This window comes from Opitutus sp. GAS368, assembly GCF_900104925.1.
In the GTDB taxonomy this organism is placed as follows: domain Bacteria; phylum Verrucomicrobiota; class Verrucomicrobiia; order Opitutales; family Opitutaceae; genus Lacunisphaera.
The window spans coordinates 2,500,085-2,515,874 of the sequence record NZ_LT629735.1 but is presented as its reverse complement, the minus strand read 5'-3'; the positions used below and the strand labels follow the sequence as shown (position 1 = coordinate 2,515,874).

5 protein-coding genes are annotated in these 15,790 nt (G+C 62.2%); 1 reads left to right on the top strand and 4 read right to left on the bottom strand.

The features are described 5' to 3' along the window. Positions 1-3 precede the first annotated feature (3 nt). Together BLU29_RS10755 and BLU29_RS10750 are read right to left on the bottom strand one after the other, a co-directional pair. Entirely contained in the window at positions 4-3,864 is a 3,861-nt protein-coding gene (locus BLU29_RS10755; protein ID WP_091057652.1) for a TonB-dependent receptor plug domain-containing protein, read from the bottom strand. Between the two features lie 355 nt (positions 3,865-4,219). Then, entirely contained in the window at positions 4,220-7,897 is a 3,678-nt protein-coding gene (locus tag BLU29_RS10750; protein WP_343125152.1) for an FG-GAP-like repeat-containing protein, read from the bottom strand. Positions 7,898-8,122: 225 nt separating this feature from the next. On the opposite strand from BLU29_RS10750, the gene BLU29_RS10740 reads away from it, so the two are divergent. Next, a complete protein-coding gene (locus tag BLU29_RS10740; protein ID WP_091057646.1) occupies positions 8,123-10,576 on the top strand; it encodes a hypothetical protein in 2,454 nt (817 codons plus the stop codon). Between the two features lie 38 nt (positions 10,577-10,614). On the opposite strand, the gene BLU29_RS10735 is transcribed toward BLU29_RS10740, so the two are convergent. Beyond that, on the bottom strand, positions 10,615-14,100 hold the full coding sequence (locus BLU29_RS10735) for an FG-GAP-like repeat-containing protein (RefSeq protein WP_091057644.1): 3,486 nt from the start codon (positions 14,098-14,100) through the stop codon (positions 10,615-10,617). A 390-nt stretch (positions 14,101-14,490) separates the two neighbouring features. Beyond that, positions 14,491-15,582, bottom strand: a complete 1,092-nt coding sequence (locus tag BLU29_RS10730) for a LacI family DNA-binding transcriptional regulator (protein ID WP_172830254.1) — start codon at positions 15,580-15,582, stop codon at positions 14,491-14,493. Positions 15,583-15,790: the final 208 nt, after the last annotated feature.

Below are 15,790 nucleotides of genomic sequence, written 5' to 3'. Positions count from 1 at the left end.
AGATCAGAAACTAAATACGTTCTTGATCGTGAACTGCTGCGTCGGACCGATACGATAGAACGCAGGGCTGGCCACACCGTTTATCGGTGCCTGATAGCTGACCGGAATCAGATAATTACCTTTGCCGACGTTTGCGACGTTGAGCTGAATGTTCCAATTGATCTTGTTGGTCAGCTTACGGTGATAACCAACCCAAAGATCGAAGTAGGTCTCACTCGGGCTCTTTTGCGGCTTGGACAGGTCGGCCAGGAACGGAGGAGACGCAAGCGTGCCATCCGGGTTAAGCCCGGTGCCAGACGGAGCATAGCCGAGGGTCTCGGCGGATGAATAACGCACGCCACCACCAACGTTAACACCTTTAAGGACGCCCCGGTTGAAGTCATAGTTCGTCGTCAGATTGTAGCGCCACTTGGCGAGTTGCGGAACCGCCACGCCCTGCTGCTGCTGGAGTCCGGCATAAGTGGTACCGAGTGGGGCAAAACCATTATAATTGTTGTAGTAGGCATCCTTGACTGCAGGAACGCCTGGGCTGATGGAATTGCCCCAGAACCACTGCGTATTGCCGCCGGGACCTTTAACATAGGCCGACGTCTCCGCCATGAATTTGGCCAAGGCCGGGTCACCGACTGTCGTGATGACCGCATCCGTCTTTGTAGCGTTGAATGAGATGCGCCATTCCTTGGTGGGATTGGCGTTGAGCTCCATCTCCCAGCCCTTGGATTCGGAGTTTTCGGTAAGCGCGAAGTTGGTTTCGCCCGGGATGCCCGTCAACTGGCTTCTCAGGACCGTGCCGGCCTGCACTGCCGCCAGGCTATTCATGCCCCAATTCTTAAAGAAGTTCGGGAAATCAGCGTTAATCTGGGTTTCCCAAGCCCGCGTGGCCGCGGTTGAGGAATTCTGTAGATCCTCCATCGCCTGGGTGTGGTAGCCAGCAGCATCGTAGTAGTAGCCCGCGGCGGTGTTATCATTGGGATACTTACCCGCGCCAAGCGGGCCCCCATCAGGCCCGATGCCCGGATTGTTTACCATATGAGCCGGGTCTGATTGAGCGAAATTGCCGTTCTGGTCATTATGGTAATAAAAGGCGTTGGCGAAGTACGCTGTGTTGCCGACGAAATTAGCCAGATCCGCAGCGAAGGCTCTACCGCCGGCGTACTCACCGTTCGCGATAGTGGTCACATAGCGATTGACCTTGAGGGAGAACCTGCCGTCACGCGTCTCGAGCAGGATGCCACGCTCGATGGTCTTGCCGGACGGAGGTGCGAGGGGAGCCCCGTTAATGTCGACGCGACTGGAGTCCGGCTGGAAGTTGCTCGAAACGTTGTAGGCCACACTGATTTTGACCGGAAGCTTGCTGGCAAAATCTTTCAGACCCGGGAGTTCGTCAAGGTGAGCCACAAGACTATAGGAGCGGGATTGAACTTCTACCCGACCCGGCGTTGCGCCGGGAATGTCCAGGCTGACGTTCTGGAGGTTGATGCTTTGCTGGTCGTTCGCATCGCCTAAAGTGGCGGAATCAGCCGAGCTTTTGTTGATATCTTTGCGCCAGCCATAGATACCCACCAGCGCGCCATCCAGCCAATTACCCTCGTAGACCAACGCCTGAGAGGTAGTCACCGAGCGTGTTTTACCATAGGCCGTCGCCAACAGGGCGCGGTTGACGGACGGGTTGGCTTCAGAATCGGTAACTGTCAGGGTCCCCGTGCCCGCCCAGCCGTTGTAGAACGCTGGGTTGGAAGGGCTCAATCCTGAGTTCGCCGGGTTTGGAGTGAGATCGAAGTAATTGATCGGGTTGCTGCCGATCGTCGGGTTGCCGGTGACCCTGGAAATATTAGCCCCAATGATCGGCTTGCCCGTCAACGAGGGCCCCAGATAGATGACCTGTTGCGGATTTACCTGTGAGAAGTTGGAAAGTGCTGATCCCCCGTTGAGAGTATTGGCGAGCGCGAGGTTTGCGCCGAGATAACCATACTGTTGCCAGCTCATGGTGGAGGTGTTTAGCTTCGCTTGATCCGCCAAACCGGTCAGGGTTTGGGTGCCGAGGATCGTTGCCCACCATGCATTGCTGTCTTTCTTGAAGTTATGTGTGACAAACGCCGTGGCGCGGGTATCTTCGCGATCACTGATGTAGTTGAAATCGGTTGGATTGTTGTTGTTGATCACGAAAGGGCGGCCAAAGTTCGGATTCGCGCTAGCAGTCGCCAGCGAAGTTCCGTCGTTGTTGGTCGACATGACGTCAACGAACAACGGGACGGCACCGCCAAAGGGGTTGACCGAGCCGTCCTCGTAGTGCTGTTTGTTGTAATCAAGGGAGAAGCCAACCTGGTCGTTGAGGAAGGTTTGCGAGAGATTCGCCGATCCCGTCCAGAAACGCTGCCATTCCTTCTTCATATTGCCGTCGATCAAATTCTTGTAGAAATTGAAGATCGAAGGATCGGTCAACGAGGTGTCCGTGAAGAGGCCACCGTTGGAGAAAGGCAGCCCCGCAAAGACTGCTTCCTTGGCTTTGCCGTTTAGAGAAAGCCAGGAGCTGGGATAAGAGCCATAGGGGAGCGTGATTAATGTCCCGGCCCGACTATTCTGATTGAAGGACGTGAAACGGTACTGGCCCGCAGAACCGACGGTGTTACCGTTCTGGATAACGTTTAACGGAAAACCGGCATTACCGAGCTGGCCGTTCGTAAACCACGGATCGGGATTCTTGGCGCCTTCGGCACGGCCGGCATCGGAATAACCATTAGCGGCGGTGGAGAAACCACCAGCAACGCCGCTGTTCCACGACTGCGCACCGTTCAATCCCGCCTGATAAGCTCCAGAGCCGGGGATCCCATTGACGAGAGCGGTGGGGTCGAACCACGGCGTAATGTGGTCCGTCGGAGGAAGGGCGCGAGGATTGTCGGAATCGACCTGGCCAGACTCGAAGTTCGCTTTGAAGATGGTCCGATTTCCGTTTTTGTTCAGGAAAGCAGGTTCGATGCGGAGTGCACCGGATATGCGCTGGTCCTTCGAATAGGCCGGCTTCTGTTCATATTTTTGGTCATTGTGCAGAAGGTCGAGCCGGACGGCGACCTGGCCGGGCACGATCACTTGATTGATATCCAGGCTCTCGCGGGTGCTGCCCCAGCTGCCAAGGCGAAAGTCGATGTTTCCAGAATTAATGAAGGCGGCACTCTTGCTGGTGGCATTGATAATGCCGGCGGGACTGCCTTCACCAAAGAGAATCGCATTCGGTCCGCGTGAGATATCGATGCGGTCGACATTATATGAGTCCCATGGGATATCTGTGACAAAGAAATCGCGGACATTATCTGCCGCCGCGAGACCGCGGATACGGGTGCCCTCGGTCGGTTTGATGGTGTCTTCGGTCAGGAGCGTAGCGGAGGAACCGGAACCGGCACTGGCAAAATTGCCATTCACGCCACCCACTTCAGTGCCGCCGAGCCGTTGGAGCAGCGAGGTGTTGTCGGTCGCTCCGGTGTCCAGGAGGAACTGCGAGGTGACCACGGTCAAGGAGCTGCCGATGTCGCGCAGCTGGGTGTTGAGTCGGTTGCCGGCCAGAGTGGAGTCCGCAGTATAGGCCTTTGAGTCGCTGGTGGATTTGACTTCAAAGGGCGAGAGGACGACAATATCATCCTTTTCGGCGGACGTGGCGGCGGCAGGCGCCGCGGCGGTCTGGGCGTGCATAAACGCACAGGGAACGAGCAAAACGGCCAACACGGCGGCTCGCCGTGAAAGCTTGGGAACAGTCTTCATATTTGGGGGTACGCTGCAGGTTGCTGGGTTGAGGTCATGCGACGATTCAAAACGGTTTCCCCGGTCATGGGGATACACGGCAGGGACAGTCTGGGGTGTGAGGGTTTTCATTGGGGGACTGGGGGGACTACGCTGCACTCACAGGCGCTGCGCGGGGGTTCGTTCCTGGAGTACAACTTGGGCTGACGACGCACATCTCACGGAAACGTTTCGCGCATGCGACTGCAGCGCCATGCAAACGTTGCGTTGCGCAGCCGCCGGTCAAATTTTCCCGAAAATGATTTGCCTTAAACCAGCGAAGGAAGGTGAGCCCTGTTCGAAACAAACTCCGCGGCGGATCAAACCGGATTGATGGCCGCGAAAAACACGGGAGGGGGAAGGCGCCATCCCTCCTTTGGTAGGAGCCTGCTTGCAGGCTCCTCCATTCGGATCGCCCATGATCGCGGCGCGGAACGGAGTCCGCGCCCTACCGCACCGACGCGGGGGCAGTCAGAACCACCGATGAAGATCCCCCGGCAAAGGGATGCCGCGTCGTCGCGCCCGACGGCCAGCGCACGCGGATCTCGCGCGGTGGATTGTTCTCGGGGTAGCCAAAAAAACATGCCGCGCTGGACTGGCTGTAATAGCCGGAACCGGCGGCCACCTCACTGGACTGGGTTGTCCCGTCCGCCAGTTCGACGGTGATGGCCGCTCCCACCGCCGTGGGATTGCCGGGCGGGCCGCGCAACTCGACGCGCACGGATTTGCGGCCGGCGACGCCGTTGTTGCGAAAGGCCAGCGTCTCATCGTTGTTGCGCGAGACGAGAAAATCCGGCCAGCCGTCGTGGTCGAGATCGAGCACCACCAGCGCTTTCGCATCACCGGGCACGATCAGTCCGCTCTCGGCCGCCGGCGCCGGCGTGAAATGACCGTGGCCGTCGCCGCGCAATAGCTGGCTGAGTCCGCCGTCGAAGCGCCCGACGGCGGCAATGGGTGAATATGAATTCTGGACCGCATAGATGTCGGCATGGCCATCGCCATCGAAATCGCCGGCCACGACCCCCTGCATCGGCGCGATCTGCGCGATCCGCGGCAGCGGCTCGAAGCGATAGGTTCCATCGGGCTGGCTGAGGAATACCCCGCTGCGGAATTCCGTGGCCGCGAAGCGTTGCGCCCGCGCGAGTCTGTCCTCCCCGAATATTTCCGCGAGCGTAGCCCGCGCATAATTTTCATTCTGCGGATAGCGTTTCAGGAGCGACGGAAACACCGCTCCCAGGTCACGCAGCGCGCGCCAGGGATAGAGGCGGTCCCCCTCGTGGTACGCTTCGATGAGCTGGGAGGAACCGTTGCCCTTGAAGTCACCGGAGAAGATCAACGCCGGGTGGGCGGCGTCGGCATGATACTGCGTGTTCAATCCCACATTGCCGACCACGTAGTCGGGTCGGCCGTCACCGTTGAAGTCCGCCGACGCCAGTGATGTCCACCACCCCGTGCCCGCCGTGGCGAAACCCGCGCGCTCCGTCCAGTCTTCAAATCTCCGACCCTGGTCGTTATGAAAATACTTCACGTTGCCCCACTCGGTCGCCACCAGCAGATCCGGCCAGCCATCGCCATCCACGTCGCTCCACAGCGCCGCCGTCACCATGCCGACTTCCCTCAGACCTGGCGCCACCGTGTCGGTGACGTCTTCAAATTTTCCCCCGCGATTCGCCAGCAACGCGCTCTGCGGGGCCCGTGGATACTGACCGGGCAGGATTCGCCCACCGATGAAAAGGTCGAGCCGGCCGTCGCGATCGAAGTCCGCGGCGGCCACGGCGCCGGCATTGATCGGCAGGGGCGGCAGTGCATCGTCGGGCGCGGCCCGAAACCCACCGTGGCCGTCGCCGAGGTAGAGCACCGGCTGATAGTCGGGCATTCCGGCCGGCAAACTGTTACCCCCTCGGGTCACGAGCAGGTCTTCGTTGCCATCACCGTCGGCGTCGAACAAGAGCACCGGGCCATCATCGGCCGTACCCGGCGTGGCCCCGGTCGCGTTCGAGACGGCAAACCGCCCTGCTTCCGCGTCGCGAATGATGCGGGTTGCATCCAAGGTCGTGCCGCCGATTACGACCTCGTCTCGATCCGTGCCGGCGACCTTTCCCACCGCGAGGCTCGGGCCCCGGCGGTTGAAGCGAAATGGAACCAGCCGTTGCACGGACGCTTCGTTGACCGAATCCTCGCGCGAGCGGAGGTCCAGGCCCAAGCCGCGGCTCACCTCGGCAAACTGTGCGCAGGCGGCCGGCCCCACCGCCGCCGGTCGCGCCGGCGCGGGACCGGCGGGTTCCGTGATCGTGTACCGCCGGTCGACGGCGAGGTTTTCCCAGGTCTGCTCGTGACCACTGGGCCAGGTTACCACCATGCGCTTGATCACGGTATCTTCGCCCAGTCCAAAATGGATCGCCGGCTCGCTGCTGGACAGGTAGCCGCGCGCCAACCCGAGCGTGCGCACCTGCACGCCGAGCGCGCTTTCGATTCTGACCGTCGCTCCCACGCCAAACCGGTTGGAAACGGTTCCGCGCAGATCGATCATGATACGGTGTCCGGTGTCGTTGTCGTTCCGCAAAAGGGTGACGCCCTTGTGGTAGTTGCTGTAAACCAGGTCGAGGTTGCCGTCGCCGTTCAAATCACCGAAGGCCGCGCCAAAACTGATGCTTTTTTGGTCGAGTCCCCAGGCCGCGCTGACATTTTCAAACTGCAAGTCCCCGAGATTTCGCAGGGCGATGTGGTTTTCAGCCCACACCGGCGTGGCCAACATGAGGCGAATACGCTCGGCCTCGGATTCGGCGCTCATCTGCCGTTTCACGACGTCTACTCCGGAATCCCGCAGGAATCCATTGGTCACAAACAGATCAAGGTGGCCGTCGTTGTCCAAATCCTCCAACCGCGCAGACCAGGTCCAGTCCGTGGCGGCGACGCCCGCCAAAAAGCCGGCCTCCTGGCAGTAACCGGTGCCAGTGCCCAGCAGCAGCGCATTGCGGCGATACTTCGGCGTCCCGGTGGCATCGTCCGGCCGCTCATCCGTGCGACTGCGGGCGTCCGCCATCATGTGCTGGTCTTTCTCGTGGCTGGTCCCGGCCATGTCGGCGACGAAGAAGTCGGTCAGCCCGTCGTTGTTCACGTCGCCGAAATCCGCCCCCATCGAGGAGAAGGCCGTGTGGGGCAGGAATTGTCCGGCCGTGTCGGTAAAGGTGCCATCCCGGTTGTTGTGGTACAGCTTGTCCGGGGCGCCGTAATCGTTGGCCACATAAAGGTCCGGCCAGCCATCGTTGTCGTAGTCCCACCACGTGGCGGAATGGCTGCGGGCTTCACCGGTGATGCCGGCGGGCCCGGTGACATCGGTGAAGGTGCCGTCGCGGTTGTTGTGAAAAAGATAACCGCGCCGCCCCTGGGCGCCGCCCGCGGTGGTCAACAGGTTGGTCGTTATATAAACATCGAGCCAGCCGTCGCGATCGTAGTCACAGAAGGCCGCCATCACCGAGGCGTCCTTCACATCCAGCCCGTAGGCATGGGCCTCTTCCTTGAAGGTCCCGTCCCCCTGGTTGATGTAGAGCAGATTCGGCGCGTTGAACCGGCAGACATAAATGTCGAGCAGCCCGTCGTTGTTCACGTCGACAAACGTCACGCCCGATTTCCACACCTTGGCGGCCTCGCCTTTGTCGCCGACCCCGGCTTTGTCGGTCACGTCCTCGAACTTGTAATGGCCGAGATTGCGAAAAAGCCGGCAGCTCTCGGTCTTGCTGACGACAAAAATATCCGGCCGGCCGTCGCCGTCGAAATCGCCCACGGCCACTCCCGTGCCGACCGAACCGGCCTCGAATTCCTGAAAGAGATCACCGAACATCCGCGGGTCGTCGTAGCGATTCTCCGTCCGGACGCCGGTCACTTCCGGAGCCAGCTCGACAAACATGGTCTTCCCCCGGGGGCTGGAAGGCGGGTTCAATGGCCGCGACGCGAGGCCGCCGGCCGCATCCCCCGCCCTGACCATCAGTGGGATCAACAGCATGACCACCACCAGCGGGCAGCGGGCGATGAGCCGGGCGGCAGCCCGCCAGCCGGAGCGGCGATGCCCGGTGCCAAACCAAATGCTTCCCGATTTCGGGCCGAGGAATCCGACCGTGGAGGGCACGAAGGACGCGGAGGCCGGCGTGACCCCACCCCGTGCTCTCCGCGCTTGAAAGTCCGAATTGGAGGGGCGACTGGGATCAAACATTGGGCGGGGCGCCCACGCCACGAGCCGCACTTCGGCGAGTCAAGCCAGATTTGGTTGCACGCAAACTCGAATCTTGCCTGCCTGATGGTTTCCCGCCCGATTGTGCGCGCGTTTCAAAAATCCCGATCCCCGCCGCCCTCCGTGAGCAAGTCGTTTCGCATTTCCGCCTTCGCCTGGTTGGCGGCTCCGATCGCGGCGTGTGCGTTCCTGTTTTGGATGAACTTCGTCCGGGTCCGGCACCTCGAGCAGGTTAACGCGCTCGGCGGCTGGAGTGAGAAGCCGTCGGTCGCGGCCGCCGCGCCATCCGCTGCCGAGTTGGCGGCCGGCAACGGCCTGATCGTCCCCGGGGGGCTCACGGAGAGTTATCATTGGCTCGCGCAGACCCAGCGCATGTTCAACCGCGGGGAATGGCGGGTGCGACACATCGACTACGAAAATGCGCCTTTCGGCCGGGCGGTGCATTCCCCCTCGCCCTACCGTTGGTGGCTCGGCGCGATCGCGTGGTGCGATCACGTTTTTTCGGGCCGGTCGCCCGCGCAGGCGGTGGAACGTGCCGCGCTCGTGGCGGATCCGATCCTGCACCTTCTGTTCCTGCTCGGAACGACCCTCCTGGTCGCGTGGCGATTCGGTGTTCTTCCGGCGGCATTGATTTCAATCGGTCTGGTCACCGTCTTTCCGTTCGCCGCGGGATTTCTTCCCGCCGCGCCCGACGACCGCGGCCTGGCGCAGATTCTTGCCTTGGGCAGCGTGCTGCTGCTCGCGGCCGGAGTCAGGGCAACACCCGCGCCGGACGACAACGGAAAGTCGACGCGCCGCTGGTTCATCCTCGCGGGAGTAACCGGCGGTCTTGGGCTGTGGGTCAGTGTGGCCGTCCAAATTCCGATTCTGGTGGGCGTCGCGGCGGGCGCATTGCTCGCGGCTTGGGTCATGCGCAACCATCGACGGGGGGAAGCGGCGGAAAACACCGGCTTGCCTTGGCGATCTTGGGCGGCGGCGGGCGCCAGCACGACCCTGGGCGCTTATCTGATCGAATTTGCCCCCGCCGACCTCGGGGACTGGCAGCTCTCTTACATCCATCCGCTTTACGGCCTGGCCTGGCTCGGTGGCGGCGAGATTTTGGCGCAGGCGGCGGAGTGGATTCAGGGCAAAAAACCGCCAAAAACACTCCGCAACTTCGCCGTGCTCGCGTTCGCGCTGGCCGCGATCGTCGCGGTGCCGGTGGCCAACTGGAAAATCCACGGCTCCGAGTTCCTGTTACCGGACACCCCGTCCCTCCGGCTGACGAAACTGCCGGAAGGCGCCGTCGCCCGGGACCTCGCGGCGTGGCTTTCACGCGATGGATTGACCTTGGCGGTGTTGGCGACGCTCCTGCCTCTCGTCCTGGTCGCTTCTGCCGGGTGGGTTCTCCCCCGGCGACAGACGGGCCGGGAGCGCCGCATTGCCGTGGCGATAACGTTGGGACCGGTGCTCGTGGCGTTCGGATTCGCCTGCCAGCAGCTCTTCTGGTGGAACGCGCTCGACGGGCTTTTGCTGGTAATGTTGGTGGCGGCGACAACAGGATTGTCGGGCGCCACCAACGGGGGCTACCGCCGCCTCGCTTGGGCGGGCGGCGGCCTGCTGCTCTTGCTCCCGGGCCTTTTGCTGGTTGCACCGCGGCCCAAAGCCGAAACGGAAAATGACCTCACGCGGTCGGAAGTGTTGGGTTTGATCGAGAGGGACCTGGCGGGATGGCTCGCCCTCCACGGCCCTCCCGGCGGGGTGGTATTGCTGGCTCCGCCCAACGAGACCACTGCGCTCTGCTACTATGGCGGCATGCGCGGCCTGGGCTCTCTCTCCCGGGAAAACAAGAGCGGCGTGGCGGCCGCCGTGCTCATCCTGGGGAACCAAAACCTCCAGGAGGCAAAGGCGTTGATCGACCGGCGCAATATCACCCACCTCGTTTTGCTCTCTTGGGATTCCGGGTTTGACGACTATACGCGGGCGGGCACCGGGCAAAGCGCGGGCACCTTGCGCGACAAGCTCCAGCTTCCCACGCTGCCGCCCTGGCTGCGGCCCCTGGCCTATTCGTTGCCGAAGATCACCGGTTTCGAAGGTCAGTCGGTACAGGTTTTTGAAGTCGTCGACGAGCAGGAACCGGCGACAGCCGTGGCCCGGATAACGGAGTACCTTGTCGAGATGCGAGACCTGGACCAGGCCGCGGCGGCCGCGCAAGGTCTGCGGCGTTTCCCGGCCGATTTCGGGGCTTGCGTGGCGCGGGCCGAAGTCGATTTGGCGCGGGGGGACGAAGCGGAATTCGCAAAGTCCCTCAAAGTATTGCAGGCCAGACTGGCGACCAAATACCCTGCGGCCTTGCCGTGGGACCTGCGCGTCGGTCTCGCCGTGGTCCTGGCCCGGGCGAAACAAGAACAGCTGGCCCGTGAGCAAGTGGCCGTTTGCCTGGCGACAGTGGACGAAGAAAAACTGCGCGGACTCTCCCCCGGTTCGCTTTATCGGCTGCTGGTATTGAGCCGGGCCTTCGGCAATCGCGTTGATCCCAAACTGCACGAATTCGCGCTCACCCTGGTGCCGGCCGAATTGCGTGATCGACTGAGGTAGCCCCGAATCCGGGTTGAAAGTCCTCTTCCTGCGGCACCCTAGGGCGTGGGTGCAGCAAGAACTATAGTAGATGACTGCGGCGGGATCGGGTGGGTGCTGGTCGCACCGGAGGGCCAGCGCACGTGGATTTGACGGGGCGGGTTGGCTGGCAGGTAACCGAAGAAACAGGCGGCGGTAGACTGACTGAAATAACCGGAGCCGGCATAGACTTCGCCGGTCCGCGTGGTGCCGTCGGCGAGTTCGAGGGTGACGCGCGCTCCAATGGCGGTGGGGTTGCCCGCGGGCCCGCGCAATTGGATTCGCAGCGAATGTCGTTCTTTCATGCCTTGGTTGAGGAAGGCAAGGCTGGCCGAGTTGTTTCGCGTAACGACAAAGTCCGGCCAGCCATCCTGATTGAGATCCACCACGGCCAACGCCTTGGCATCGCCGGTTACGATCAGACCGCTTTCGATGGGAGGCACGCAGGTAAAATGTCCCTGCCCATCACCGCGCAGCAACTGGCTCAGGCCGCCGTCGAAACGGCCGACCACCGGGGTGGGTGCGTAGGAATTTTGCACCGTATAAATATCGGCGTGGCCGTCGCCGTCAAAATCGCCGGCGACGATCCCTTGCAAGGGCGCGATCTGGGCGAGGTGCGGCAGCGCTTCGAATCGGTAAGTCCCGTCCGGCTGGCTCAGGAATACTCCGCTCCGGAATTCCGTGGCGGCGTAGCGTTGGGCGGCCGCCAGTTTCTCCTCGCCGAAAATCTCATCCAAGGTGGCTCGCGCATAGGTGTCATTGCGGGGAAAGCGTTTCAACACCGAGGGGATGGCGGCACCGAGACTCGCCCGGGTCCGCCACGGATAGAGCCGGTCGCCTTCATAGTAGGCTTCGATCAGTTGCTGGCTTCCGTCGCCCTTGAAATCGCCGGCGAACAGCAGCGCCGGATGGCTGGCGTCGGCCCGATACTGGGTGTTCAGGCCGAGATTGCCCACGACGTAGTCGATCCGGCCATCTTCGTTAAAATCCGCCGCGGCGATCGAAGTCCACCACCCGGTGCCCGCCGCGGCAAAGCCCGCCTTCTCTGTCCAGTCTTCGAACCCTTTGCCCTGATTGTTATGGAAATACTTCACGTTGCCCCACTCCAGCGTCAGCAGCAGGTCCGGCCACCCGTCGCCGTCCACGTCACTCCAGAGAGCTGATGTGACCATGCCGACTGCGCGCAAACCGGGCGCGAGTGTGTCGGTCACGTCCTCAAACCGGCCGCCATGATTCACGAGCAAGGCGCTGCTCGGGGCGAGGGGGTAGAGTCCGGGTACGACTTTCGCTCCCAGGAAAACATCAAGAAGTCCGTCGCGATTGAAATCTGCCGCGGCCACCGCGCCGACGCTGAGGGAAAGCGGAGGCAGGGCGTCAGCCGGGGCCGGTCGCAAATTTCCGTGACCATCGTTGAGATAGAGCCGGGGTTGATAGGCCGGGGAACCCGCGGGCTGGCCGACGCCGGAAGCGGTGAGCAAAAGATCATTCGTGCCGTCGCCATCGGCATCGAAAATAAGCGAGGGTCCGTCATTGACCGGCATATCGCCGGCGAGGGCCCGGACGGGACCGCCGACGAATTGATTGTCCGGACCAGCAAGACGAACCTGCGCCGCGTCGAGGGGCGTGCCGCCGAAAATCAGATCGTCTTTCCCGTCGCCGTTCAAATCACCGACCGCGACACCGGGCCCGCGTCGATTCTGGCGAACCGGGAGAAGTGAATTCGCACCCAACTCATCCACCGCATTTTCGTGGGCGACAAGGGAGAGGTTCATCGCCTGGCTCACCTCGGTGAATTGTCCGGTCGGCCGCACCGGTGGGTTGGCCGGAAGCGCCGCGGGTGCGGCCGGTTCGGTGACGGTGAATTTGCGGTCGACGGCGAGATTGGCAAACGACTGGATCTGGCCACTGGGCCACGAGACTGTGACCCGCTTGATGAGCGTGGATTCGCCCAGGCCGAAATGCAGCACGGGTTCGGAACTCGAAAGGACACCCCGGGCCAGTACCAGCTGCCGGACTTGAATGCCGGCATCGGTTTCAATGCGGATCACGGCTCCGACCCCGAAGCGGTTCGATTGTGTGCCCCGCAGGGCGAAAATCACCCGATGACCGGTGTCGGAATCATTGCGCAGCACGGTGACCCCTTTCTTATAGTTGGTGTAGACGAGATCGAGATCACCGTCACCGTCGAGGTCGCCGAAGGCCGCGCCGAAGCTCACCCCATTCTCATCGAGGCCCCAGGCTTTGCTGACGTTTTCAAATTTCAAATCGCCGAGATTGCGGAAGGCGAGGTTGTGTTCGACGAGCACCGGGGCGTTGCGTTGCATCCGTTGCCTTTCCGCCAGCGATTGGGCGGACCCGAGGCGGGAGATCAGGTCGGTGTTGTGCAATTCCCGGTGCATGCCATTGGTCACGTGCAGGTCGAGCCGGCCGTCATTGTCGAGGTCTTCGAAGCGCACGGACCAGGTCCAGTCGGTGGCATCCAGGCCCGTGAGAAAAGCCGCCTCCAGGCAGTGGCCCGTGCCGGTATTCAAGTACAGCGCGTTGTGGTAGTATTGCGGCACCGCCGTGGAACTATCCGGAGGATCCAGCGACTGGCCGCGGGTTGGAGCCATGGTGCGCTGGTCTTTCTGATGGGTGGTGGCCGCCATTTCCGTGGCCATCAGGTCGATGAGGCCGTCGTTGTTCAAATCGCCCAGATCCGAGCCCATGGAAGAATAGGGCATATGGGGCACCACTTGATCGATGACGTTGGTGAAGGTGCCGTCGCGGTTGTTGTGATAGAGAACGTCGGGCGCGGCGAAATCGTTCGCGACATAAATATCCGGCCAGCCGTCGCCGTCGTAATCCCACCAAATGGCCGAGTGGCCTTGGGCTTCCCCGCTGATGCCCGCGCGATCGGTGACGTTGGTGAAGGTGCCGTCGCGGTTGTTATGAAAGAGCAGGTTGCGTTGTCCGTTCGGATGCGTGGCTCCGTCGAGCAGGTTGGTTTGGATGAGCACGTCGAGCCATCCGTCACGGTCGTAGTCGCAAAAAGCAGCCATCACCGAGGCATCCTTCACATCCAGCCCGTAGGCATGGGCCTCTTCCTTGAAGGTCCCGTCACCCTGGTTGATGTAGAGCAGATTGGGCGCGTTGTACCGGCAGACATAGATGTCCAGGAGCCCGTCATTGTTCACATCAACGAACGTCGCCCCCTGTTTCCAGATGGCCGCAGCCTCGCCCTTGTCTTCCACCCCGGCCTTCGCCGTGACATCTTCGAACTTCCAGTTGCCGAGATTGCGAAACAGCCGGCAACTCTCCGTCTTGCTGACCACAAATATGTCCGGCCGGCCGTCGCCATCATAGTCGCCGATCGCGACGCCCGTACCGATTGCGCCGACGGCGAATTCGTCATAGTGACCCTGGCCCATGCGGGGATCCTTGTAACCGGTCTTATTTTCCCGGGGATCAGCATAGTTATTTTCAGTTATGATGCCGGTGTCGGCGGGAGACAGCGTGGCAAACATCGTTTTGCCTCTGGGCCCGGAGCGGGCGGCCAGCGGTGATTCACTCAGCCCCGGAACTGATACCTCCGCACTCATGGGCAAAGCGGTGAAGAGGGCGCCGATGAAAATGAAACAGGACGGTATGGGCCAATGGGCACCCCTTGCCGGGGAAATATGGGTGGACTCGACCGGCGACATGCAGTGGGCAAATACAACGAACCACGAGCAGGGAGAGTCAAGGATTGGCTGATAGCGAAGGTGATCGGACCGGGCGGTGAGTCCCTTCACCGCCGCGCATGGGCGCATGTTTACGGCGCGGATCCGACGTCGCCCCGTTCGACAAGCTCAGGGCTACGACGGACAAGGCGGAGTTCGCGCCCTACCCATCTTCTATCTTCCTTCTCCCAACCCTCAGCTCTCAACTCTCAGCTTTTCGCCCGCCTGCCGCGGGCGGCGCAATGTCTGTCCGTCGTGCCAGTGACCGTGCACCTGCAGCGTCCGGGGCAACTGCGGGATGCCGCGTTCGCCCGCCTGCAGCTTGGAAAACAGCAGATCGACGGCCGCCCGGCCGATTTCCTCGGCGTGCTGTTGCACCCCGCTCCAATCCGCGTGCACCCGCGTGACGTCGAGTGACACCAGGCTGATATCCTGCGGCACGGTGCGCCCGGGGCGGGTCAGCCAGGCGTCCATGTGATTGGGCTGGTTGCGGAAGGTCGAGAGGGTCAGCACGCAATCCACCTCGTGCTGGTCGACCCATTTCAGGAATTGGTCGGGGTTCATCTCCGCGGGCAGAAACGGGGGAATGGCGGCGAGGGACGGAAAGGCCGCGCGCAGCCCGGCATAACCGAGGGACCACCGGCCGCCGGTGATCTCGTCCTGGTATTTCTCGATGGCGAGACCAATGCGGGTGCAGCCGCATTCCGTGATCGTGCGGGCGGCCATGATCACCGCCTCGGTGTGATCGCTCAGCACGCAGTCGAGTCGCGGCGAGGCGATGCGATGGCCGACCTGGACAATGGCAAAGTCGTCCCACGGCAGCGTGATCTCGTGCGGCTCCACCGGGAAGGCCGCCAGGAGGACGCCGGAGATGCCGCGCGCGGTGAGAATCTCCCCGAGGCGCCGCCCGGTCATGCCATTGGAGCAAAGGGTGAACTCGGTGATCCCGAAGCCGAACGATTCCGCGCGCTGGCGGGCCGCTTCCCAGTTGCTGGCGAGGGTGGGTGTTTCCCGCCATTCGTGCGAATCCGCCACCGGCGTCACGAAGGCCAGGGTCCCGAGATAATTCTGCACGACCCCCCGGCGCGTGGCCCGCATGACCTGGCCGACGAGGGAATTGTGGTGGTAGCCAAGGGCCGCCGCCGCCGCGTCAACGCGGATCTGCGTGGATTTCGCCACCTTCGCCGCGCCGCTCAGGCAGCGGGACGCAGTGGAAGCGGAGACCCCCGCGCGTTTCGCAACCGCGAGCAGCGTCGGCGCCGTGCGGGGTGGCACCACGGAGTTCATGCCCTCCTTGTACGGCGAGGATCCCGCAAGGTCAAGTCCACCACCGCGGTCCCGTAATCTTCTTCTTCCTCGGTCACCGGGCCAACCTTCGGGCGAACGGACTATTCCCGGAGTTTCCGCTGACTTTTGTAGTCGGAGATGAAGATCCGCGGGGCAAGCCCCGCGGCATTGCAGAACTGGAGGCAGGACTATCAGTCCTGCGAGGCCT